This is a genomic window from Bacillus sp. FJAT-22090, from assembly GCF_007676755.1.
Lineage (GTDB): Bacteria > Bacillota > Bacilli > Bacillales_A > Planococcaceae > Psychrobacillus.
Map to the genome: position 1 here is coordinate 104,891 of NZ_VEBK01000009.1, position 22,912 is coordinate 127,802.

Sequence of the window (22,912 nt, forward strand, 5' to 3'; positions counted from 1 at the left end):
AGCAATACTAATTTCATTTACCTTTCATCAGCTTCCCATCTGTCTATTTCTGCACGAACTATCGGTGCTACCTCTTTACCTAATAGTTCAATTGCTTTCATTACATCTTCATGAGGCATTGAACCTACTGGTACATGAAGCATAAACCGTGTGATACCGACGTTTTTACGAAGGAAAATAATTTTTTCAGCTACCGTCTCCACATCCCCTACGTATAAGGCTCCTTCAAGGCTACGTGCAGCATCAAAGGTTGAACGGGTATACGGACCCCATCCTCGTTCTCTTCCTAAAACGTTCATTGCTTGTTGTGTCGGTGGAAAAAACTTCTCCACTGCGGTTTCTGTACTTTCGGCTACAAAACCGTGTGAGTGTGATGCAACTGTCAACTTTGATACATCATGCCCTGCTTGGCTTGCAGCTTGTTTATAAAGCTTAACGAGTGGTTCAAACTGTAATGGGCTGCCTCCAATTATAGCTAACACAAGTGGCAATCCAAGGAAACCTGCTCGTGCAACAGACTGTGGGGTACCACCGCTGGCAATCCAAATTGGTAGTGGGTCTTGTACAGGACGTGGATAAACTCCACGATTTTGAATAGCAGCTCGATGTTTGCCATTCCATGTAACCATTTCAGATTCACGTATTTTTAAAAGCAAATCTAACTTTTCTTCGTACAATTCATCATAGTCCTTTAAGTCATATCCAAACAGTGGGAACGATTCGATAAATGAACCACGTCCCGCCATGATCTCCGCACGACCATTAGATATAGCATCTAATGTAGAAAACTCCTCAAATACTCGCACTGGGTCATCAGAAGAAAGTACCGTAACTGCGCTTGTTAATCTTATTTGCTTTGTCTGCGAAGCTGCTGCTGCTAGAAGAACTGCCGGTGCAGAAGCTGCATAATCCTTTCGATGATGCTCTCCTACTCCAAAGATATCTAAGCCTACTTGATCCGCTAATACAATTTCTTCCACGACCTCACGAATACGCTTAGCATGGCTAGTTACTTTTCCAGTTTTTACATCTGGAGTTGTTTCCACAAATGTTGTAATTCCTATTTCCATTAGATTTGCCCCCTCAATATTACTTAGTATGCCGTTTATAGCCTTATACTTATGTATCGCATTATTTTAAGGGCTATAAATATTCAAAGTCAACTTTCCGCATTCTCATGTTCTTTTCTTCTAAAAAGAAACCATAAACAAGAGAAAATGATGAATGCCACAATTTCTAAAGATAGTATATACCAAGGATAGGGTCCTAAAAAATCTAGAAGACTTCCATTTATAGGTTTTTTGTTTAAAAACATATAGTTCCCTTGCAGAAAATAATTGACGGTAAAAACACATGGCAACAAAATATTTAAAGCGATCATTGTTTTAACGATTCCTTTAAAGGTCGGACGGTACCCTCTCACCCACGTGAAGTAAAGTGCCGTTAGAATGATGCCAGCATGCGTGTAAAAAAAGTGAAAATATCTGAAATGAGGAAAACCTATATCTAAAACTGGTGTTGCTACAGCTTGTAGAGCACCACCGATTCCAGCAAAAAATACAAAATCATATACATGCTTGTTCCGTGTCCATAATAGGATAATGGCCATAACTAAACTAATACTGCACAGTTCGAGCGGTAAAGAACTGCTCCAATCCCATCTTCCGGCTTGAATCATCCAAACATGATAAAAGATATCCATGACTAATAACGATATGCCAAAAAGGACTTCTAATGGGCGAACTTTCTCAAATTGCATCAAATTCATCTTTTTTATAAAAAATAGTAGAAGCGCTAATAAGAACAGCGTCACTATTGCTAACAAATGTGCGAATGAAAACATCTCGAATGGGGGATCCAATTTATCACCATCCTTTTTTACTTTCCTTCCTTAACTATTCGTTTCCAACTTAGAAAATTCCTTTACCCAAAAAACAATAGACATTAGCCAACTAGGTTGAAGTATATACATTAACAGTTTTTGTGAATAGATTATAAAAAATATATCAAAATCTAAGGGGGTATTTGATTTGACACGTAGACGAAATAGAAGGCGCGGTTTCTGTGTTTTGCCTGGGTATAATTGGTGTGGTCCAGGTTGTAGTGGACCCGGTGCTCCTATAAATGATATAGATGCAGCTTGTAAAGCCCATGATGAATGTTATAGCAGAGGAAATAATCGGTGTGAATGTGACCGTGAGTTTCTCCGGAAACTACAGCCGAAGATAAATAGTCATACCCAAAAAGGAAGACATGCCCGTATGCTTTATAATTATATGAAAGTACAAACGGCTTTCACATGTAAAGGTTCTAGAAAATAAAAAAACCGGGCAAAAAGACGCACGGTCCTTTAAAAACAGAACACAGATATACCGTTGATTTCCGCTCTGAGTGGATGCTTTTTCGTGGGCACGGCTTCCAGCTCGTACTGGTCCTACTGGAGTCTCTGCCCTATGCACCAATCAACCTTTACAAAACTGATAATTGAAAACAGAATCAGCTAAATAAACATGGATTACATGCAAACGTCAAGATGAAATTAACGCTAATAATAAGGTAAACCTTATCATTTAAGCAGTATGCTTTGCCCATCACCTAATGAAGTACTACTCATTATTGATATTTCAATCAAATTTCACAACTATTTTATAAAATGAAATTCGAGTCAGGAATTCAAACTACATTAAAATTAATGAACTACTAATGACATGGGGGAAGCAGTTTGAGGAATAAAAAGCGTTTTTATAATATTTTTTGGCGTTGGCACTTTTATGCAGGAATATTTATTGCACCATTACTGATTACGCTAACAATTAGTGGGATAGGTTATTTATTCTACACAGACGTTGAAAATCAAATTTATGAAGATTTGTTTTTCGGTAATAGCAACAACAACGAAAGTGTTTCTATAGATGAAGCAATAGAGAAAGCGGAAAGAGAATATGACGGTTATCATGTAACAAAAGTAAGTGTTTTGGATAATGATTACAATACAAGATTTACTCTGACCAATACAGAAGGCAAGCAAAAATATGTCTTCATTGATAATCATAATCAGATTGTAGGTAGTCAGAACGTAGCATCTACTTATTCCAATATAATGAGAAGTTTACATAGTTCCTTATTTATTGGTGGAACAGTTGTAAACTATTTAGTTGAACTAGCTGCATGTTGGGCTATATTTCTACTTATTTCAGGTGTTTACATGTCATTGAAAGGTAAAATCTTTAGAAGACAGAAAGGAACCAATAATAAGAGACAGAAACATAAAAAACTTCATTCTATTACTGGTACTATAGTTGCTATTCCAATGGTTGTTTTGATCTTTACTGGTTTACCTTGGTCGGCTCTTATGGGGAACTTCATATCTTCAGTGGCACAATCTCATCCATCCATTGGTATTCCAGAATTACAACAAGTTCCTCCCACATCAGAGATCAATGAAATTCCTTGGGCTACTCGTAAAAATGAAGCTCCTACCTCAAGTGATGCTCACGCCCACCATAATGGGATGGCCGGGATGACTAATATGACTAATCACGACAATATGATGAGTGTACAACAGCTGATGGAAAAAGTTGACGAATCACAAATTTCCAAACCATATTCCATCGTTTATCCAATGAGTGCAGACGATGTATATACCGTATCAAAAGGGAGTAATACAGGTGTCACCGGTTTAGATGTTAGTCCATATGAGGAAGTGACCATCTACTTTGATCAATATAGCGGCAAGCTAATTTCACAAGTTGGCTACGAAGATTACGGTATTTTAGGAAAATGGTTCACATGGGGAATCCCTTTACATGAAGGACATCTATTTGGTTGGCCAAATAAAATAATCAATCTAGTCGTTTGTTTGGCATTTTTAACAATAATTATATGGGGATACAAGATGTGGCTAGATAGAAAAGTAAAAGGACAATTGTCAGCTCCCCCAAAAATTCCGATGGGAAAAAGTTTTGTAGGATTCATTATTCTATTAGTTATTCTCGGTATAATAATGCCACTTTTTGGATTGTCCCTAATAGTAATTGCTTTAATAGAATTAATTATTAATCTATTGCAAAAGAATAAAACTAGCAATATTAATAAATCGTTTTGATAAAAAGAATAAGCGAATAAAAAATGGTAGTACAAATCATTTCCATGGTTTGTGCTACCATTTTTTAATGAGAACTGCTTATCCTCTATCGGAGGAAGATGGTATCTCTCGTAGAAGTTGTACAAAAAGCCCATCCCCTTCCAACCATTCTGCGATAAGAATGTCCTCATAGCCAGAAATACCTTTCTCAGCAAGTTGAGCCGTTAACCAGGTTTCATCAAAACCCAAGTCATTAATTTCATCCCATAACACTTTACCGTCTCGAATAAGTGTGACTGGAATATAAACAGGTATGGAAGCTAAGTTCAAATCTTCTTGTGTAGTCTTTTGATATTTGGATTTTTTCATAATACTTAAGGATCCATTTGCTTCTAAATAACAATATGCAACCTCTCGTACAGAAAATGTTTCACTTTGTCTAAGTAGACTTTGTAATTGATTGAGGTTCATTCGATTTTTCTTTAATTCTTCTCGATCTATCCTTCCATTTTTTATAAGGGCGGAAGGTTTTCCTTCAAAAAAGCCACGGACCGTTAAAAACTTTTGCCCGAGAAATTCTACGACAAATAGTAAGATACTCCATAAAGCCATTGTGTAAATGATGTAAGATAATCCTATATCCTTTTGATACAAGCCATTTCCGAGTAATTCTCCTAATACAATCGCAGCAATGAAAGTAAATGGGCTTATTTGTTTAATAATTTTCTTTCCTACAAATTTGACGATAAAAAAGAGAAGAAAAAAACCAACCGTTAGTTCAATTGTTATATTTAGAACACTCATTCTGCTCCTCCCCATTCCCCTGTACTTCCATTAGTTATCACCAAATGTCCCATGATATAGTACATAATTTTAGAACGGAAATGATAAGCTATCTTATCTTCCTTTGAATAATAATGGGTCATACAACCAATTTAGAAATTGATTTTATTTAAGTGTCACAACTTGCGTACCTACCCCGTCTTAAATTATGAAACAACATAGGGGGGATTTTTTTGGAAAACAAGTGGGATGTTGCAATAATCGGTGGTGGGTTGGCGGGTTATGTGGCAGCTAATTATTTGGCTAGAACAGGGATGTCTATATTAATCATAGAAAAGGATAAAAAAACTGGTGGTAGAGCCAGAACGATTCAGATAAACCATGAATTTTTTAATCTAGGTCCACATGCTCTATATACTAAAGGAAATGTTATACCTATTCTTCAAGATTTGGGCATAGAACTAAATGGAAGATCACCTAAACTCAATGGATTATTAATGGATGGGAAAGTTAAATATAATGCTCCTTTTAATCCTTTAGGAGTATTTACAACAGGGTTTTTGAACTGGCAAGAACGTATAGAATGGTTAAAAGTATTATTGAAAATTAAAAACGTGAAAGTCGAAAGGCTCTCTGAACGAACATTTCAACAATGGGTTCACCAGACTGCCACTTCAAATAATGTTCAAGCTTTACTCTTAATACTAGGTAGGCTAGCAACCTATTGTCATGCCCCAGAAAAAGTAAGTGCTAGCGTCATCATTACCCATTTAAAGATGGCTCTAGGAGGAGTATTTTATATTGATAGAGGCTGGCAAACAATTATTGACCAACTCCACAACAAAGCGGTCATTTCAGGAGTTCAAATAAAATCAGGTACTACTGTAAAAGAAGTTAAACTAGTAAAAAATAATTATACGGACTTATTACTATCCAATGATGAGAAACTAACATGTAAGTATGTACTTAGCACCACGGGACCTCAGGAGCTCGCGAAAATGTTAGGGGGAAATATTACACAAACGCAGATGGATTCCTTTGCCCAAATAGTACCTGTAAAGGGGGCCACTTTAGATATCGCTCTAACACAGCTACCTAAACCAAATCAACTATTTGCAATGGAAATAACAGAGCCCTTTTACTATTCCGTCCATTCAAATTCTGCTATTCTTTCCGAAAACGAAAATACCATTGTACTACACGTATTTAAATACCTACACCCGGATGATAACATAGATGGAAAAGAACTTAAAAAAGAGCTTGAACAGTTTTTAGAAAAGATACAACCAGGTTGGCAAGATTACAAAATATCAAGTCGTTTTATGCCTTCTATTACGGTCAACCAACGCCTACCTCAAATTGGGGATAAACAAAAGTTACAGCGTTCTATGTTGAATGAAGCAGGATTATACTTAGCAGGGGATTGGGTCTCATTCCATTCCATACTGTCAGAAGGAGCAGTAAGTAGCGCGAAACAAGCTGCTGAGGAAATAATAAAAAAAGAACAGAGGTGAAGTTATGCAAATTAGCCATGAAGTTTACCTACAGTATAAACCGTTATTGTTTTCCATAGGATATCGTATGCTGGGATCTGTAGTAGAATCCGAAGATCTTGTACATGAAACTTTTTTAAAGTTGTATCAAGTCGATGAGATAAAAATTGAAAATATGAAAGCGTATCTTTGCAAGATGATGACAAATCGCTGTATAGATAGCTTAAGATCTTCCCGACACAGGCGAGAAGAATATGTTGGCCAATGGAATCCTGAACCTTTATTGCTCACGGATATACATGGCCTCAATCCCTCTGAGGCAATTCTTCAAAAAGAAGGATTGAGTATCGCTTACTTGCGGATGATGGAACATTTGACTCCAGATGAAAGAGCAGTTCTTATATTAAGAGAAGTTTTTGACTTTTCTTATTCGGAAATCACAAATTTCTTAGATAAGAAAGAAGAAAACTGCCGGAAGATATTCAGCCGAGCAAAGCAAAAAGTCAATCGTATAGAGAGTGAAAGTCTAAGCTATGAAAATAACAAGTCTATTATTGACCGATTCATACAAGCTTTCGAACAACAACAAATGAATACACTGCTGGAGCTTATATCCGATAATATCATCCTGTATTCAGACGGAGGAGGAAAAGTTAGAGCAGCCATACGCCCTATCAACTCTTTGCCAAATGTACTAGCATTTTTATATGGGATAGCAAAGAAAACAACCACAGATTATTATTTTGATATTAAGAATGTTAATGGGCAACCTGCAATATTAAATTTCTTGAATAATAATCTACACAGTGTTATTAGCTTTTACATTAGAGATGATAAAATTGAAGAACTTTACATTACGTTGAATCCGGATAAGTTGAATCTTCAAACAGTTTATGTTTTACCCTTTCATATAGATTGATGGACCTTTATTGTTTCCTCAGAAGAGACTCCCGTCCACTGAAGTATAATTCATGCGGGTAGTCTCTTTTTGAATGTCTAGCGTATATTTTTGGCTATCGCTGGGAGATTTATATATTCACACTCTTATTTATCACGATTTATAACATAATCCAAAAAATGCTTTAAAAATGCCGTATTACGTGGCACCTCTTCCAGAGTTTCCAATGCAATACAGTAATTTTCCCACATCTCTTTTTTGGCATCTTCTACACCTAATATAGATACAAAATTGGAAGTATTATTTTCCACATCCTGGCCAATTGGTTTTCCTAGTAAGCTTGCATCTCCTTCAACATCTAGCAGATCATCTTTAATTTGAAATGCAATGCCAGCATGACGAGCAAACTTTTTTAAATAGTCCATTTCTTCCTCTTTAGCCTGGGCAAGAATGGCGGGCATTATGAGAGAAGCTTCGAATCCTATTCCGGTTTTATAAAAACACATCGTGTTCAGCTGTTCTATTGTTAATTGTTTCCCTTTAGTATCCAAATCCATCATTTGACCTCTGCACATACTTGCGGTTGTTTGTGCAGAGTACTTAACCAGTTGTAGTACAGCCTTGGAATCGAATTTATCAAGTGACGCTTGTTCCTCTGTAGCCTTTTGTGTTAGAAATAGACCGGTTAATTCTGCAACAGCAATGCTATATACCTCATGAAGGGTCGGACGTCCTCTACGTGTAGTCGCATTATCCTGAGATGGCAGATCATCAAATATTAATGATGCTGTGTGCATATATTCCAATGATTTTAAAAGTGGCTCAATAGCCATACTATTTAATCCATATATGTTTATCCCCACGAACCAAGCAACTATTGGTCTTAAACGCTTTCCGTCACCTTCTAAACTATAATTAGCAGCATCGATTATTTGCTCTTCTGTTAAAAGCATATTCTCCATTTTAGGTATATTCAGGTTGTTGTTGATCTGTTTGCGTAAGTCTTTAACCGTATTTATAAATTCCTCTTTTTCTGACCGCTCATTTCTCAAAATAGTAATCATATGATCGCGAAGTAGCTTGTCGAAAAAGTCTACGTCATCTGCTTTACGAACCATGCCTTGGATAAGTTTATTAAATGTAGGATTACCACTAGCAAATATACTCATAACTTCATTGTATTTTGTCGTACCCACTCGTTCTTTATAGCGTTTCAATCCATTTATTGCCCGATCTAATATAACCTCACAAGTCGACTTATCAGAGTTATATACGTTATGAATTAAATTGAATATAACTGTCCAATATAATTCGAAGGGATTAATAAGATCCGAACGTGTCTTGTGATACTTCAAATAATAGGTATAAGGAGTTACTGCACCTTCTTCCCTATCGTCAAACATATCTGCAAAATCATCCGCAAGCTGATTGTAAATACCGTAAAAAAAAGTTCGGTTATCCAAATCGGTATCTTCAGAGGCTCCAATTACTGAACGGACAATTAAACGAGAAGCAGAGGATTTTAAAATAATTGGTATGTAGAGCTCTTCGTTCGTGTAGTTAGGATTAGAGAGTTCCTTCACTCGATCCACTTCCTGGGAATTAAAAAACACATAGGATTGCTCGTAAAAACCTATTTTTGTCTCTTCACGCTGATGAGCGCTTATATACTCAAAAGCATATTTAAGTTCGGAATGAATATATCTGATCAAATCCTCGTTATTTCCAACCCACTCACCTATTTCTGGCACAGCACCAGTTATAAGTGTTGTCCGTATCAAATCTGAATATTGTTTTTCCTCTTGAGCAGATAGTATTTTTGCATCGAGAAGATCATCAATAAATGGATAAGTCAGACCATATGAATAACCAAGCCTGATTGCTTTGTCTAGTCTCTTACTACGTTCATATGGAGGTGTTTCATCGTCCATCTCTTCTAGTTCTTGCATAATAACACCAGCAATTATTTTAATAAGTTTTCTTTGGGCTTGATCAGCATCCATACCTTTTGGAATATGGGAAGAGACATTTTTTAGTTTATTGACCAACCAAATTAGACTCGATTCCACCCCTTGTTTCTGTGCAAATCTGTATAATCTAGCCATGTTAAAAGACTCGCTATTATCCCCGTTTGTTAAGTGATTTTTCAAATCTTCTACTACGTGCCGAATTCTTTTCTGTGTAACAGAGGAATCTAGAACCTTGCTCAAATCCCTCAAAAAAATATACGAAATACTTCGATGCAGATAATTATCTAGTTTACCAGTGTAATTTAACCATTGAATATATTGTTGATACCCTTTAGTATTGGGTTTTCCTCTTCTCCTCGAAAATAGAGACAATAAAGGATGATGGTGAATGTGGTTATGTTTCCACACTTGTATATCTGTAGTTAGAGCTGCGACATACGTTTTTTGAATGACTTGTTCATTAAGTAATATAAAATAATGGGATGCTTTTAACTCTGCTTGTCGATAACATTCATTGGCATTTATCACTGTCTTCTCGTTCATACCATAATTCACCTTCAATTCCTGTTCTATTTCGAAAAAATCCAACACCATATTTCTATCTACAATATAATATTTTCTATTATAACATCTGATTTTTCTCTTCAGTTTCTTTCCCACTGCTCGACTCCTAATTAACAATCTATTCTAATGTAAATTCCTAAATTCCTATTTTTTTACCGAAAGCAATTTAAATAGGGCTTTCTTGTGATGGTTTAGTTTTAATGGATCGGTGATATACTAAGACGAAGTAAATGATAGTTAATAAGAGATGATTAATGTTAATTATTGGAGGGTGTGTTATCTGTGAAGCTATTTCAGGTAAGAAAAGGACAATTTGTCTATTATAAAAATGAATTACACCGAGTTTATTCGGTAAAGCCTATGTATAAACAGTCTGTTCATCTAATGAGACTGAGGGATCTAACACAACACTTATGTAGCGCAGCAGAAGTAGAAAAATATAATCCAAAAGCACTTGATAGCTTTATTTTCAATAGAAAAATATACACCCTTAGTAAAGACAGAAAAGCTAAGGAAGGGGATTTTATCTTAATTACTAATCCAAATCCCGATTATCTCGATCATTATTCACTAAATGAGATTGAAGAAGTGGCCGTGGTGGAAGATGAAGGTGTTACGACAAACAATTCTAATGGGATTGGGCATAAGGAATATTTATTGATGCTCGTTGGTCGCACCGACAACAGTAATCCAATTGAATATCAAGACAACCAAAATATAGATGAGAGCAATTTATATGAACAAACAGTTATTAATGATGAACTATTCCCAACAATAGGCGATATATATAGAAAAAATGACCAAGATACTTCAATTGAAGCGATGGTAATCGGCATAAAAGACAAGATGATATTTCTAGGTGGAGGATTCGAATTACCGCATGAGGAATTGATGAACAGTGAAAAGTGGGAGTTTCTATATAATCTTTTCGATAAATGAGCTTCCTTAAACTGGTGATATAATTTTATTTAACAAGGGAATACTACATATTGAACATTCCAGAAAGGAGGAAAGAATATGGAAAGAAATAGCCCTGGTTCTAATGATCCTGCTAACAGAAAAGAAAGACTAAAGAAAACAATTGAAAATAAGAAAGCAGCAGAAGCAGCAATGGAGTTCGCTGATGGGAAAGAACTCGCTGCGATCAAGGAGAAAAATGCTCGACGAGAAGAAAATATAGAGGATATGAAAAATGATTTAGAGGCGCAGTCCGAGTCTATAAAAGGATATGTATGAGAAAAATCTTAGTAAAGGGTACCTCTTGAGGTATCCTTTATATATTTGCGGCCGAACAGTACGGTACTACAAAAAGAGAAGTGTTCTTGCAATTGCATTTGAATACGAGTATTATTATGTGTAATTAAATATTCTCTTATTTCAAAAATTTTTGAAGTAAGGATAGAGGCGCAAAGACCATTAGTACACATTTTGAGGATAATGAGATCCTATGACAATTGTGGAAAGGGGAATTTGCCGAAGCGGATAGAATCTCATTTTTCTTGAAGCTGGTTCTGTTGTTGAACAAACACAGAATTGTCATATGGGAAACTATATGGAGGGCTATCTTACGCACAGAAATAGTAAATTATTTCTACTGCAACAACGAGCCCTCGTTGTTGCTTTTTTGCGTCTAATTACTACTGCCCTTCTCTCTCAATTTTTAATCATAAAAAAAGGATGTGGAGAAGAAATGAATTTTGGACAAGTTTTAACTGCTATGGTGACACCATTTGATCATAATGGTGAAATTGATTTTCAAGCTACAAAAGATTTAATAAATTATTTAATTGCAAATGGTACAGAAGGTTTAGTTGTATCTGGTACAACAGGAGAATCTCCAACGTTAACGGAAACAGAAAAAGTACAATTATTTCAATTTGCAGTGGAAGTTGTGAATGGTAGAGTCCCAGTAATTGCTGGTACCGGGTCATACAATACAAAAGCTTCGATAGAATTAACAAAGCTTGCAGAAGATGCAGGTGTCGACGGTATTATGCTCGTTGCTCCGTACTATAGCAAACCATCCCAAGAAGGTTTGTATCAACATTTCAAGACAATTGCTGCGGTCACGTCCTTACCAATCATGCTTTATAATATTCCTGGACGAAGTGTCGTTAATATAGGTGTAGAAACTGTCGTTCGTCTTTCTAAAATCCCGAATATAGTTTCTATTAAAGAAGCAAGCGGTAATTTAGATACGATGGCTGAAATTATAGAGAATACCCCTGAAGACTTTTCGCTTTATAGCGGCGATGATGGCTTGACAATTCCAGTTTTATCGATTGGTGGAACAGGAGTAGTTTCAGTAGCATCCCATGTTATCGGAAATGAAATGCAAACGATGATTGCAAATTTCATGAGCGGTAATATCCAAGAAGCAGCTAGAGATCATCGCAGACTACTGCCAATCATGAAAGCACTATTTGCTGCTCCAAACCCAACACCTGTTAAAGCAGCTTTAAATGTAAAGGGAATCCCTGTCGGCGGTGTCCGTTTACCTATGATACCTTTAACTGGTGAAGAGCTAGATACCTTGCAAAGCGTATTAGCAACACAACAGGAAATAGTAAATTCATAAATCATGGTATTGATTGTCGTAGTTTTTCCAAATCGTACAACATATATAAATTAATGTTTAATGCCCTACTATAGGGAAAGTGTGTCTTAAGGAAGTGTCCGCTTGGATTTCCGCTGCAGGACGGACGCTTTCCATGGGGTGAGTGATGAGCCTTCACCGCCCGCTTGCGCGTTCGTTGTGAAGTCTCATCTTACTCACTTGATTCCACTGGAGTCGCCGTCCTTTTCGCTCCAATCCATCCAAATAGACGCTTTTCTCTGTATATAATATCCATTAAAAGTTAGAAAATGGCTAAGCGAGACCAAATAGCTCGTGAAAGCAACCAATTCAACACGAAACGCAACCAGTTTGAGCGGGAAAGCAACCAAATTGACAACGAGCGCAACCAATTCTTCAAGTAAGGGCTTGCGGACACTGATTGCCATGCACTTTACTTGAAGTCTCCGCTTAATTTACATGGATTAGATCGTCCATTAAATTTGCGCAACATCTTAGTCGTTACTCGCAACTTTATAGACCATATGCGCAATATTATGAATGGACGGAACTTTATGCTTGGATGCTGACTCGTTATGGATAGTGTATAAAAGTTTGTGTAAGGCTTTTTGTAGACAAAAAGAAAAAGGCAAAGTACCCTCAAGTTATCGACCAAAACAACTTTAAAAGGAGAACTTTGCCTATGTCACATTCTAACATATTTTCAGGAGATATTTCTAAACAAATACAAGAAATGGTTCAACTTTTTTTGAAGGAGAAGCTGGAGCTTCTTCTGAAAAATGAAATGGAGGTTGCACTTGAACTAGAGCCTATCGGCGAAAACAACTCGAAGAATGGCTACTATAAGCGCACCTTGGATACTATGTACGGAAAAGTAGAAGATCTTTCTGTACCTAGAGACCGAATGGGTCAGTACCAGACAGCCTTGTTTGATCCCTATCAACGACGCATGGTGGCAGTGGACGATTTGATTATCCAGCTATATCAACACGGAGTGTCGCCACGTAAAGTTGGTTCTATTATTCAGGGTCTTTTAGGAGAAGCATACTCTCCAGGAACTGTTTCCAATATCACCGGTAAACTCGTAGAAGATATCGAGAAGTGGAAAGTGCGTCCTCTACGAAAACGGTATTTGGCCATCTATCTAGATGCGACTTTCCTTAATATTCGTCGGGATACCTATGAGAATGAAGCTGTCTATATAGCGATAGGCGTGACGGAGGATGGTTATCGTGAAGTGCTCGGATTCTTTGTGGGAGGAAATGAGAGTGCACATGGATGGAAAGAAGTGCTGTTTGATATGAAGGCCCGTGGAGTCGAACAAGTGGCACTTGGTATCTTTGATGGTTTATCTGGTCTAGATACGGCTTTCAACTCCGTCTTCCCAGAAGCAGATATACAACTTTGTGTCATCCATAAAGTGCGTTATACAACACACCGTATTCGTCCGAAGGATCGCCCCGACTTCCTACAGGACCTAAAAAAAGTCTACACGGCGGAGCGTTATGAAGGAGCTGTAGAAGCTCTAAATCAACTTAAATCAAACTGGGGAAGTTTATATAAGCGGGAAATCGTCTCTTGGGAAAGAGAACTTCCTGTTTTGATGACCTTTTTAAAATATCCAAAGGAGATTCGAAAGTATCTGTACACAACGAACCTTATTGAACGTTTCAATAGAGAAATCAAAGCAAGAACCAAAGTATCGGGGAATTTTAGTACTGTGGAGGCTGCCGAGAAGATAGTTTATCTGGTTACTACCGTCTATAACCAAAAATTTGAGACCAAGACTTTGAGTGGTTTTAACTTAGCGAGTAAGGAAATAACCAACATTATGAGGTCAAAATTCGGGGAATGATGTAACTGATCACCCGCACCCGTCTCATTTTTACTAGAACTACCACTTGACATGGAGCCTCTGTGGGCGTGCGTTATAAGCCAATAGCCAGCTAAAAAAGCTGGCTTAACAGGGGTTATTTTAACACGCCCACCTCTCCATATAAAGTGGACAGAGAACAAGTTCTCTTTAATTCGCATGATATATTTTCTGTAAAAAAACTAAGGTGTACTTTTTTACACATAATTCTTGACACTACCTCGTTATGCCTGGATAGCTACTTTTTATGCTCGCATAACAGCACCCTTTGCTCGGAGCAGAGGCAACTAATTTAAAACGCACTCTCCCTATTAAACGAATAACGTAAAATAGGTAGTCTTCTTATTTTTCACTCAATCGCTTAAGACGGGATAATCCACACTCGTGTTCCTAAATAATGAAATTGTCTTAAAAAAGAGCGGATTCCAAATAACATCGGAATCCGCTCTTTTTTAATTCTAACTTCTATATTTTACTGCCAACCCTTTTAAGAATTTCCGCGCAAAGTTATCTCCGCATTCTTTATAATTCCGATGTCCTGGTTTTCTTAAAATTGCACCTAATTCCCCTTTTGATACAGCTATCCCACCATCATCGAGGATATCCAGCATAGCTTCTGTTGTTAATTGTAGGGCTACTTTAAGTTTCTTCAGCAACATATTATTTACATGATCTTTATGCTGTTCTGCCGGCTTTGGATTTTCTGATTGCCCTGGTTTGGGTTCTTGCTTTCCTCTTTTATATGTAACTAAGCCATTTAAAAATGATTCCAGCATTTTATTATTACACTTTATATGATTTTCATCTTCTACCGTGTCTTCCTCATCATTCTCTTCTCTTGATTTCGTAAGGATTTTGAGTACTTCTTCTTTTGTAACTTCCACCCCACCTAGTTTAAAAATCTCTACCATATCTTTATTTTTTATATCTAGGGCGTATCTTAACCTGATCAATATATCATTATTCTCCACTTAAAAACCTCCTATAGTATTCTTATAAACCATTTAAGTCTATCGACAAATTTTTTTACAATGTGTAAAGGATTTTCCACTTGTTTATGCTAAATTTTTTTCTTTCCTTTTATTATGTTCAACGAGTAGAGTAAGCCTGAAAATACAATAGTAATTACAACTATTGATAGTGAAACCCAAAACAATGAAGCTAATATTAGATTATTATCAAAAATTCCTACATAGCCAAAAGAATGGCCATAACTTAATACTACCATTCCTTCTTTTTCGAATTCTCTTACCTCTTTGTATTCCACTATTTTGAAATAACCATAGCCACATCCCAACAAAACAATATGGATAGCAAAAGAATAAATAAAAGACCTAATTATTATTTTTGGCATTTAGACTCTTAACGAGCCGCGGAAGCCTCTAGCTGCGTAGTATGAGTCTGCTCCATTATGATACACAAAGACAGTATCGTATCGATAATCACAAAAGATTGCGCCACCAAGTTGTCTAATAGAAGACGGTGTTTTCACCCAACTAGATGTTTTCTTATCGAAGTTTCCAAGTTTTTGCAGATCTCGGTACTGTTCCTCTGTTAAAATTTCAATACCCATGTCAGCGGCCATATCAATAGCGGTATTTTCTGGTTTATGCTGTTTTCTTGATTCCAGTGCTTCACGGTCGTAGCAGATACTTCTGCGACCTTTGGGACTTTCTGTTGAACAATCATAAAAAATAAATTCACCCGTTTCTAGATCATAAGTAACCACATCCGGTTCCCCGCCTGTTGTTTCCATTTCATGAAGCGACCACATTTTTTCATTATTCTTTTCTAGCTTCTCTTGTACTTTATCCCATTCAAGTCCTTCATGACGATCCATATTTTTTTCAAAGCGGTCTTTTAATATCGCGATTATTCTTTCACCTTGCTCCGATGACAACTTTTTAGTTTCATTTTTCATACTAACACCTCTTCGTATCATATATTTTGAACTACTTTCATTATCTTTTTACACGTATACCTCTATAATAGCAAAAACCACCTTCCAGAACGACTGGTTGGTGGTCTAATTTTCTTATAAAATATTAATCCTTGCAGTTATTTATAAAATCTCTAGTTTCGCAATTATAGCAGCAAGAATTTGAAGTAAAGCTTGAATGTTAGCAGCTACATCCGTGTCAGTAGTTACTACTTTTACATTTCTAGAACCTTCAATGATGGTTTTTTGAACGTTTCGTTGTTTACTTTTAGTAAATTGCAAGATATCTTGAACAACAGCTCTACCTTGATCAGTATCTCCGATAGTTGCGATGATAACTGCCACTATCGCTGCTTGAATTCCTAATTGCAAAGAAACTGCAACTTGTGTATCTGTCGTAGTCACATCTACACCTTCAGAGTCTCGAACGATAATTACTTCGAACGATTTCTGCTCAATTTTCGCAATCTGCTTGCCCTCTTGCGGTTCTGGTGTATTCTTTGACTCACAATGATCTAATGCTCGCCATTTGTCTCTATTCGTCATATCTTTCACCTCTTTTCTCTCCATGGTAAAGAACCGTTTTATAGAACATCAATTCTGACGACTAAAGCAAGTAATACTTCAAGCATTACTTGAAGATTAACTGCGATGTCCGTATCAGTTGTTGTAATATTAACGTCTTTTGAATTGTCGATATAGATTCTTTGTCTATTCCGTTGTTCTGTATCCAACTCTTGGAAGAGATTTTGTGTTATCGCTTGGCTTTGGTCATTATCACCTAAAATAATGCTAATTACTAAAGCTATTGCTAACTGTAGACCAACTTGAAGAGAAATCGCAGCTTGCGTATCTGTCGTCTGGACTTCTATATTACATGAGTCTTTAATCCAGATTACTTCATCAGATTCTTGATCAATAACTGAAACTTGAGCTGCAACTTGGGAAATATCTGCATTATGCATATTCTCTGCAAATCCATTGCTATCTGAATAATATTTACTCCCCCGGCATCTCTTACCTCTCGCATAATTTGACATATTTACACCCCCTTTTATAGTGGTATATTGCAAGATACGCATTTCCTAATCTATTAGGAACGGCAATTTATACTTTTATAAAAAATATAAAGACGCCTAGATAGGCGCCTTAGGATAAGAATATTTCATTTGAATCATTTATTGAGAAGGTTTCTGCTTAGTAAATGCATCCACTTTCTTAGTCAGTTCTTCCAGCATTTCTTTAATCTCCTGCTTTTGTTCATCTAATAAATTTGTTTTTATAGTCTCTACGTCCACACCATTTTTTCGGAAGACATTACTCACCAATAAATCGACAACCTTGTTAGAAATTGCATCAGGTTTTTCGGGTAAATTACTCATATATATCCCTCCTTTTCCTAAAATTCAATATCATATCAGCATATGCAACCATAAATAAAGAGGAAACTGCGTGAATCCCGCTCCCTGGCAAATTGACAAAGATTATATGTCAAAAAAGAAATTTAAGATAATCTAAATGACCCTATTTTTACATAAAAAAAAACAGTTTCCCCGCTATCCATCTTTCATTCGGATAGTGGGGAAACTGCTCATAAACTATTGAGAAGTACCCATATATTAATGGAGGTCATTTTCTTTTGCAAAGTTATCAAGCAATGCACGTACTTCATTTGTTGATTTAGTGTGCATCAATTGATTTCTTAATTCACCAGCACCACGGAATCCTTTCACATAAATTTTGAAAAAGCGATGAAGCCCTGTGATGGAACGTGGCAGTTCTTCCGCATATTGATCTTGAAGGTCAAGCTGTAGTCTTAACAGGTCAAGGTATTCTTTACTACTATGCTCTTTTGGCTCTTTTTCAAAAGCAAAAGGATTTTTAAAAATTCCACGCCCAATCATAACACCATCTATACCATATTTTTCAGCAAGCTGCTGGCCAGTTTGACGGTCAGGAATGTCTCCATTGATTGTTATTAACGTATTTGGTGCAATTCGGTCGCGTAATTTTTTGATTTCCGGAATCAGTTCCCAATGTGCATCTACTTGGCTCATTTCCTTTCTTGTACGAAGATGAATAGACAGATTGGCAATGTCTTGTTTCAATATATGTGTTAGCCATTCCTGCCACTCCTCTATATCCGTGTAACCAAGTCTTGTCTTCACACTTACAGGCAGTCCACCTTCTTTTGCTGCTTGAATAAGTTCTGCAGCAATATCTGGCCGTAGAATGAGGCCACTTCCTTTCCCTCTCGTTGCTACATTAGGTACAGGACATCCCATATTAATATCGATTCCTTTAAACCCCAGCTCTGCCATACCAATACTCATTCGACGGAAATATTCAGGATTATCCCCCCAAATATGTGCCACCATCGGCTGTTCATCTTCAGTAAATATCAAACGACCACGGACACTTTTCATACCCTCAGGGTGACAAAAGCTATCGGAGTTTGTGAACTCTGTAAAAAATACATCAGGTCTTCCTGCTTTACTAACTACATGGCGAAAAACAACATCCGTCACATCTTCCATTGGTGCAAGCACAAAAAACGGTCGTGGTAAATCACGCCAAAAATTCTCTATCACTTCAAACTCAAATCCTTTCATTGCTGTTTACGGGATACGTTGTCAAACGCTCACCAAATCTAAAAAAACAAAAATTCCCTACTTATTTCACTTATATCATGCTTGATAATTTTTTATCAACCATAAGTACTTTTGGGTATAACTCGGTAAATGAAAGAGCTATTTTCTATTCTACTAAGGAAGACTCTTTTTCTCTTAGCAGGAATCCTGTTACTACAAAAGAACATACTGCTAGGACAACTAGAAGGATAAAAACTGAATGCAGACTCGTTTCTAAAGCCTTTCCATGTAATTCATCACTTAATAATAGTCCAGATACTGCAATCCCAATAACCTGTCCTAGATTTCTCATCAGGTTATTAGATCCCATCGCTGCACCACGCATATTCCAGTCCACGGCTGATTGGACGGCGACTGTATAGGCAGTAAAAGTTAAGCCAAAACCGAAACCAATGACTCCAGTAACTACCATCATCCACGGAACTGGTGTATCTGTGTTAAAAAAGACAAAGCCACTACATGCAAGAATAATAATGCCGACACCAACTAATGTGATGCTACCAATTGATCTCTTACTCATCAATCTTCCTGACAGTATCGCACCGACCGGCCATGTGACAGACATCGGCAACATAGCAACTCCTGAGAATGTTGCATTCAAACCAGTAACCCCTTGGACCCATAGCGGTATATAAAAAGTTATCGCAACGAGGATGAATCCCAATAAAAATCCAGCGATATTTGAAATCGTAATAAAGCCATTTTTAAATAAAGCTAGTGGCAACATCGGCTCTTTTCCCTTTGCCTCAATTAAGAAAAATAAACAAAGCCCAACTACGGCTACAATAAATAACATCACAATGCTGTTCGTAACTTGCTTATGCTCTTTCAATAAGGTCAAGGCATATAAAAATGCCGTCATTGTAACCGCAAATGTAAAAATACCTGCGTAATCGATGATTTGCTTTTTCTTTTCGATATTTTCGTGTAATGCAGTCCATAAGAGAACTAAAGATATTATCCCAAATGGAAGATTTAAAAAGAAGATCCAATGCCAAGTGATCTTATCAACAATTACTCCTCCTGCAAGTGGACCGACAATCCCCGCAATTCCCCACACACTACTGATCCAGCCTTGCATTTTTGCTCGCATTTTAAATTCAAATACATCACCAATTATTGTAAAAGGAATGGTTGCCAACGCTCCAGCACCAATACCTTGAATAACACGATATACGATAAGCTGCTCCATTGTTAAAGAAAGTCCAGACAGCACTGAGCCGATTAAGAAAATAATTGTTCCTATTGTAAACATTATCTTTCTACCATAAAGATCGGCAAGCTTTCCAAACACTGGTGTAGCGATAACCAATGCCAATAGATAGACGGAAATGACCCATGTATATAAATGGCTTCCACCTAAATCCTCAACAATCTTCGGCATTGCAGTACTGACGATTGTCCCTTCAATGGCTGTTAAAAAGGTTGCAATCAATAAAGCAATTACAACCGATTTCTTTTTTGTATCTTTGTTCAAATTCTTTTACCTTCTTTCATAACTTAATAGCTCCCTGATTGTCTAAGTCTTACCAACGACCAGTCCTTCGGGTCATAAACGATTGTCTCTGATTATTGCAAGTAGCTATTCAGATGATACACGACAATTGTATACAATGTAAATGGAAAGCCAACTATATCAATCCCCTTTAGCTCTTTGCGTATGGTGAAAATAAAAAAAGGGATTCCTTGGTCATGTCTCGAAACTAATAACTAGAACGAGAGGAGGAGCTATATGAAAGCACCTATTGCAAAACGAATTCCACATCCCCATGATTTGCATGGCGATGTGCGTGAAGACGATTATTATTGGCTGAAAGAGCGCGAAAATCCGGAGGTCATCCATTATCTTGAGGAAGAAAATCGATATTACGATGAAATCATGCGCCCGCTTGAGAATCAAACCGAGGAGATTTATCAAAGCATGCTTGACCGTGTTCCAGATTCGGAAATGGGAGTGCCTGTACAACATGGCCAATTCTTCTACTATTCCCGTTTGGATAAAAGCAAGCAATATCCGATTTATGCTCGTAAGAAAGCGACAAGCCGCGAATTTCTATCTGACGCAGCTGAAGAAGTAGTGCTTGATCTGAATGTATTGGCAGAGGAAGATGCCTATTTAAGCGTAACTGTACAACGTATGAGCACAGACCATAACCGACTTGCTTATTTAGAGAATCGGGATGGCACTGACCGGTATATCATCCACATTAAAGATATGAAAACAGGGGAACTTCTGCCCGACCGGATTCCAAATGTATTTTTATATGGAAGTATGGAATGGAGCCGTTGTGGTGACTATATTTTTTATATTACAGTTGATGAAAATCAACGTCCTTGCCAATTATGGAGGCATCGTTTAGGAAGTGCCATTGAAAGCGATGAGCTCGTCTTCGAAGAAAAAGATGAAACATTTACACTATACGTTACTAAATCTCAGAGCGGCAAGTTCATTTTTGTTCATTCCATGTCGAAAACGACGAGCGAGATCCGCATGTTGGATGCAGATTCTGCGCTATCTCCATTACAAGTAATAGACGCACGTCGGGATGGTATCTTATATGATGTCGAGCATTGGGAAGATGATCTGCTCATATTGACGAATGAAAATGCGTTGAATTTCCAACTGCTCCGTTGTCCTCTCAACGACCTTCAAACACGGAAGAATGTCGTTGAATATAGCGAGGAGCGATATCTCCAAGATATGTATCCGTTCCGAGATAAGCTACTCATCTCCGGACGGGAGAATGGATTGACACAAATATGGACGCTGGAGGGAAGTGAGTTAGTTCGAATTGAATGGGATGAACCTCTCTACACCGTGTCAATCTTATCCGACCAAAGCTATGAAACAACTGAGGTATTAATCCAATATGGGTCTCTTCTTACACCAAAAACAACATATGGGCTGAATCTGTCGACTGAAGAGAAGCATCCATTACAAGTAGCACCAGTCAGCGGACAGTATGATCGATCCAACTATTGTCAAAAGCAATTGTGGGCGGTGGCCGGAGATGGAGTCAAAGTACCGATGACCATTGTCTATCAGAAAGATGCACTCAGCGATGGTCCTTCACCGTTAATTTTGTATGGATATGGATCTTATGGTGCAAACAGTGACCCTCATTTCGATCCCTATCGTCTTCCTTTGTTGGATAAAGGAATTGTATTTGTCACAGTACAAGTACGTGGTGGTTCTGAAATGGGACGAAATTGGTATGAGGACGGGAAAATGCAGCAAAAGCGCAATACGTTTACCGATTTTATAGCTGCCGCGCAATACCTTATTGAGGAAGGCTACACAACTCCAAGCCAAATGGCAGCCCGTGGAGGAAGTGCAGGAGGTCTGCTCGTTGGTGCCGTAGCAAACATGGCAGGCGAGCTGTTTAAAGTTGTTGTTCCAGCGGTACCTTTCGTCGATGTCGTAACGACAATGCTGGACACCACGATTCCACTTACAACATTGGAGTGGGACGAGTGGGGTAATCCACAAAATCGTGAGGATTACTTCTATATGAAGTCCTATAGTCCATACGATAACGTTGAGGCGAAAGATTATCCGCATATGTATATCACAACTGGCATAAACGATCCAAGGGTCGGTTATTGGGAACCTGCCAAGTGGGTTGCACGCTTGAGAGTATTAAAAACCGATAACAATACCATTGTTATGAAAACAAACATGGGGGCAGGTCATTTTGGCAAATCAGGTCGGTTTAATCATTTGAAGGAAGCCGCTGAACTCTATGCATTCATTTTGGATAAGCTTGGTGTGAATACGAAGGAAAAAGTACTAAACCCCCGTTAATCGGGAGCACTAAAAAAGTCATCAAAATAATTTTAAAGGGAGTAAGTGAACTCTTTATTGTTCACTTACTCCCTTTTTATGTGGAACCCGTTGATTTCCGTTCCAGACGGACGCGTTCCGCGGGGTGAGCGATGAACCATCACCGCCCCTACGGGTACGTTGTGATGTTTCATCTGTCTCACTGATCCCGTCGGAGTCGCCGTATTCCACTCCAATCAACTAGAGAAAGGTGCCAGGTTCTAAAACAATTCTGAACTGTTTTGGAACCTAGCACCCC

General features: G+C 37.5%; 21 protein-coding genes and 1 riboswitch. Of the genes, 9 read left to right on the plus strand and 12 right to left on the minus strand.

The annotated features are described in order from the left end of the window. Positions 1 to 17: 17 nt before the first annotated feature. Both FS486_RS12530 and FS486_RS12535 read right to left on the minus strand, forming a co-directional pair. Positions 18 to 1,070, minus strand: coding sequence for an LLM class flavin-dependent oxidoreductase (locus FS486_RS12530; RefSeq protein ID WP_144511887.1), 1,053 nt, complete (start codon positions 1,068 to 1,070; stop codon positions 18 to 20). An 89-nt stretch (positions 1,071 to 1,159) separates the two neighbouring features. Beyond that, the gene (locus tag FS486_RS12535) at positions 1,160 to 1,861 is read right to left on the minus strand and encodes a YwaF family protein (protein WP_260858105.1); all 702 of its coding nucleotides are present in this window, start codon (positions 1,859 to 1,861) and stop codon (positions 1,160 to 1,162) included. A 169-nt stretch (positions 1,862 to 2,030) separates the two neighbouring features. On the opposite strand from FS486_RS12535, the gene FS486_RS12540 reads away from it, so the two are divergent. Further along, a complete protein-coding gene (locus FS486_RS12540; RefSeq protein WP_260858106.1) occupies positions 2,031 to 2,321 on the plus strand; it encodes a phospholipase in 291 nt (96 codons plus the stop codon). Positions 2,322 to 2,722: 401 nt separating this feature from the next. Then, positions 2,723 to 4,105: a PepSY-associated TM helix domain-containing protein gene (locus tag FS486_RS12545; RefSeq protein WP_144511888.1), complete on the plus strand. Its 1,383-nt coding sequence runs from the start codon at positions 2,723 to 2,725 to the stop codon at positions 4,103 to 4,105. Between the two features lie 78 nt (positions 4,106 to 4,183). Here FS486_RS12545 and FS486_RS12550 read toward each other — a convergent pair whose 3' ends face one another. Then, positions 4,184 to 4,888 carry a DUF421 domain-containing protein gene (locus FS486_RS12550; RefSeq protein ID WP_144511889.1) on the minus strand — a complete coding sequence of 235 codons (705 nt, stop codon included), beginning with the start codon at positions 4,886 to 4,888 and terminating at the stop codon, positions 4,184 to 4,186. A gap of 212 nt (positions 4,889 to 5,100) precedes the next feature. On the opposite strand from FS486_RS12550, the gene FS486_RS12555 reads away from it, so the two are divergent. Both FS486_RS12555 and FS486_RS12560 read left to right on the plus strand, forming a co-directional pair. Then, positions 5,101 to 6,381 carry a phytoene desaturase family protein gene (locus FS486_RS12555; protein WP_144511890.1) on the plus strand — a complete coding sequence of 427 codons (1,281 nt, stop codon included), beginning with the start codon at positions 5,101 to 5,103 and terminating at the stop codon, positions 6,379 to 6,381. Positions 6,382 to 6,385: 4 nt separating this feature from the next. Next, positions 6,386 to 7,279: an RNA polymerase sigma-70 factor gene (locus tag FS486_RS12560; RefSeq protein WP_144511891.1), complete on the plus strand. Its 894-nt coding sequence runs from the start codon at positions 6,386 to 6,388 to the stop codon at positions 7,277 to 7,279. A gap of 125 nt (positions 7,280 to 7,404) precedes the next feature. Here FS486_RS12560 and FS486_RS12565 read toward each other — a convergent pair whose 3' ends face one another. Beyond that, positions 7,405 to 9,771, minus strand: a complete 2,367-nt coding sequence (locus tag FS486_RS12565; protein ID WP_144511892.1) for a polyprenyl synthetase family protein — start codon at positions 9,769 to 9,771, stop codon at positions 7,405 to 7,407. 303 nt (positions 9,772 to 10,074) lie between these two features. On the opposite strand from FS486_RS12565, the gene FS486_RS12570 reads away from it, so the two are divergent. The 4 genes from FS486_RS12570 (at position 10,075) to FS486_RS12585 (ending at position 14,222) form a co-directional block, all read left to right on the plus strand. Then, entirely contained in the window at positions 10,075 to 10,731 is a 657-nt protein-coding gene (locus tag FS486_RS12570) for a hypothetical protein (RefSeq protein ID WP_144511893.1), read from the plus strand. 78 nt (positions 10,732 to 10,809) lie between these two features. Beyond that, on the plus strand, positions 10,810 to 11,028 hold the full coding sequence (locus FS486_RS12575) for a small, acid-soluble spore protein tlp (RefSeq protein ID WP_144511894.1): 219 nt from the start codon (positions 10,810 to 10,812) through the stop codon (positions 11,026 to 11,028). A gap of 155 nt (positions 11,029 to 11,183) precedes the next feature. Continuing rightward, positions 11,184 to 11,363: riboswitch (Lysine riboswitch) on the plus strand. 119 nt (positions 11,364 to 11,482) lie between these two features. Further along, complete coding sequence (gene dapA, locus FS486_RS12580) at positions 11,483 to 12,370, plus strand: 4-hydroxy-tetrahydrodipicolinate synthase (protein WP_144511895.1); 888 nt, start codon at positions 11,483 to 11,485, stop codon at positions 12,368 to 12,370. 679 nt (positions 12,371 to 13,049) lie between these two features. Continuing rightward, positions 13,050 to 14,222, plus strand: a complete 1,173-nt coding sequence (locus tag FS486_RS12585; protein WP_144511896.1) for an IS256 family transposase — start codon at positions 13,050 to 13,052, stop codon at positions 14,220 to 14,222. Between the two features lie 476 nt (positions 14,223 to 14,698). Here FS486_RS12585 and FS486_RS12590 read toward each other — a convergent pair whose 3' ends face one another. The 8 genes from FS486_RS12590 to FS486_RS12625 all read right to left on the minus strand — a co-directional run bounded on the left by FS486_RS12590 (position 14,699) and on the right by FS486_RS12625 (position 20,307). Then, a complete protein-coding gene (locus FS486_RS12590) occupies positions 14,699 to 15,211 on the minus strand; it encodes a YehS family protein (protein ID WP_144511897.1) in 513 nt (170 codons plus the stop codon). 89 nt (positions 15,212 to 15,300) lie between these two features. Continuing rightward, on the minus strand, positions 15,301 to 15,594 hold the full coding sequence (locus FS486_RS12595) for a hypothetical protein (RefSeq protein WP_144511898.1): 294 nt from the start codon (positions 15,592 to 15,594) through the stop codon (positions 15,301 to 15,303). Further along, a complete protein-coding gene (locus tag FS486_RS12600; RefSeq protein WP_144511899.1) occupies positions 15,595 to 16,161 on the minus strand; it encodes a DUF4256 domain-containing protein in 567 nt (188 codons plus the stop codon). It abuts the gene before it with no gap. A gap of 141 nt (positions 16,162 to 16,302) precedes the next feature. After that, a complete protein-coding gene (locus FS486_RS12605; protein ID WP_144511900.1) occupies positions 16,303 to 16,725 on the minus strand; it encodes a spore coat protein in 423 nt (140 codons plus the stop codon). A gap of 38 nt (positions 16,726 to 16,763) precedes the next feature. Then, complete coding sequence (locus FS486_RS12610) at positions 16,764 to 17,219, minus strand: spore coat protein (protein WP_144511901.1); 456 nt, start codon at positions 17,217 to 17,219, stop codon at positions 16,764 to 16,766. A gap of 138 nt (positions 17,220 to 17,357) precedes the next feature. Continuing rightward, on the minus strand, positions 17,358 to 17,561 hold the full coding sequence (locus tag FS486_RS12615; protein ID WP_144511902.1) for a Zn-dependent oligopeptidase: 204 nt from the start codon (positions 17,559 to 17,561) through the stop codon (positions 17,358 to 17,360). 237 nt (positions 17,562 to 17,798) lie between these two features. Continuing rightward, positions 17,799 to 18,770 carry a tRNA dihydrouridine synthase gene (locus FS486_RS12620; RefSeq protein WP_144511903.1) on the minus strand — a complete coding sequence of 324 codons (972 nt, stop codon included), beginning with the start codon at positions 18,768 to 18,770 and terminating at the stop codon, positions 17,799 to 17,801. A 166-nt stretch (positions 18,771 to 18,936) separates the two neighbouring features. Then, the gene (locus tag FS486_RS12625; RefSeq protein WP_144511904.1) at positions 18,937 to 20,307 is read right to left on the minus strand and encodes an MDR family MFS transporter; all 1,371 of its coding nucleotides are present in this window, start codon (positions 20,305 to 20,307) and stop codon (positions 18,937 to 18,939) included. Positions 20,308 to 20,562: 255 nt separating this feature from the next. Here FS486_RS12625 and FS486_RS12630 point away from each other — a divergent pair, with 255 nt between their 5' ends. Next, positions 20,563 to 22,635: a S9 family peptidase gene (locus FS486_RS12630; protein WP_144511905.1), complete on the plus strand. Its 2,073-nt coding sequence runs from the start codon at positions 20,563 to 20,565 to the stop codon at positions 22,633 to 22,635. Positions 22,636 to 22,912: the final 277 nt, after the last annotated feature.

Bases quoted from the DNA above. Each gene is read 5' to 3' on its own strand.
- FS486_RS12615 (WP_144511902.1), bottom strand. From the start codon at position 17,561: ATGAGTAATTTACCCGAAAAACCTGATGCAATTTCTAACAAGGTTGTC.
- FS486_RS12550 (WP_144511889.1), bottom strand. From the start codon at position 4,888: ATGAGTGTTCTAAATATAACAATTGAACTAACGGTTGGTTTTTTTCTT.
- FS486_RS12585 (WP_144511896.1), top strand. From the start codon at position 13,050: ATGTCACATTCTAACATATTTTCAGGAGATATTTCTAAACAAATACAA.
- FS486_RS12595 (WP_144511898.1), bottom strand. From the start codon at position 15,594: ATGCCAAAAATAATAATTAGGTCTTTTATTTATTCTTTTGCTATCCAT.
- FS486_RS12610 (WP_144511901.1), bottom strand. From the start codon at position 17,219: ATGTCAAATTATGCGAGAGGTAAGAGATGCCGGGGGAGTAAATATTAT.
- FS486_RS12565 (WP_144511892.1), bottom strand. From the start codon at position 9,771: ATGAACGAGAAGACAGTGATAAATGCCAATGAATGTTATCGACAAGCA.
- FS486_RS12600 (WP_144511899.1), bottom strand. From the start codon at position 16,161: ATGAAAAATGAAACTAAAAAGTTGTCATCGGAGCAAGGTGAAAGAATA.
- FS486_RS12530 (WP_144511887.1), bottom strand. From the start codon at position 1,070: ATGGAAATAGGAATTACAACATTTGTGGAAACAACTCCAGATGTAAAA.
- FS486_RS12605 (WP_144511900.1), bottom strand. From the start codon at position 16,725: ATGACGAATAGAGACAAATGGCGAGCATTAGATCATTGTGAGTCAAAG.
- FS486_RS12630 (WP_144511905.1), top strand. From the start codon at position 20,563: ATGAAAGCACCTATTGCAAAACGAATTCCACATCCCCATGATTTGCAT.
- dapA (WP_144511895.1), top strand. From the start codon at position 11,483: ATGAATTTTGGACAAGTTTTAACTGCTATGGTGACACCATTTGATCAT.
- FS486_RS12560 (WP_144511891.1), top strand. From the start codon at position 6,386: ATGCAAATTAGCCATGAAGTTTACCTACAGTATAAACCGTTATTGTTT.
- FS486_RS12575 (WP_144511894.1), top strand. From the start codon at position 10,810: ATGGAAAGAAATAGCCCTGGTTCTAATGATCCTGCTAACAGAAAAGAA.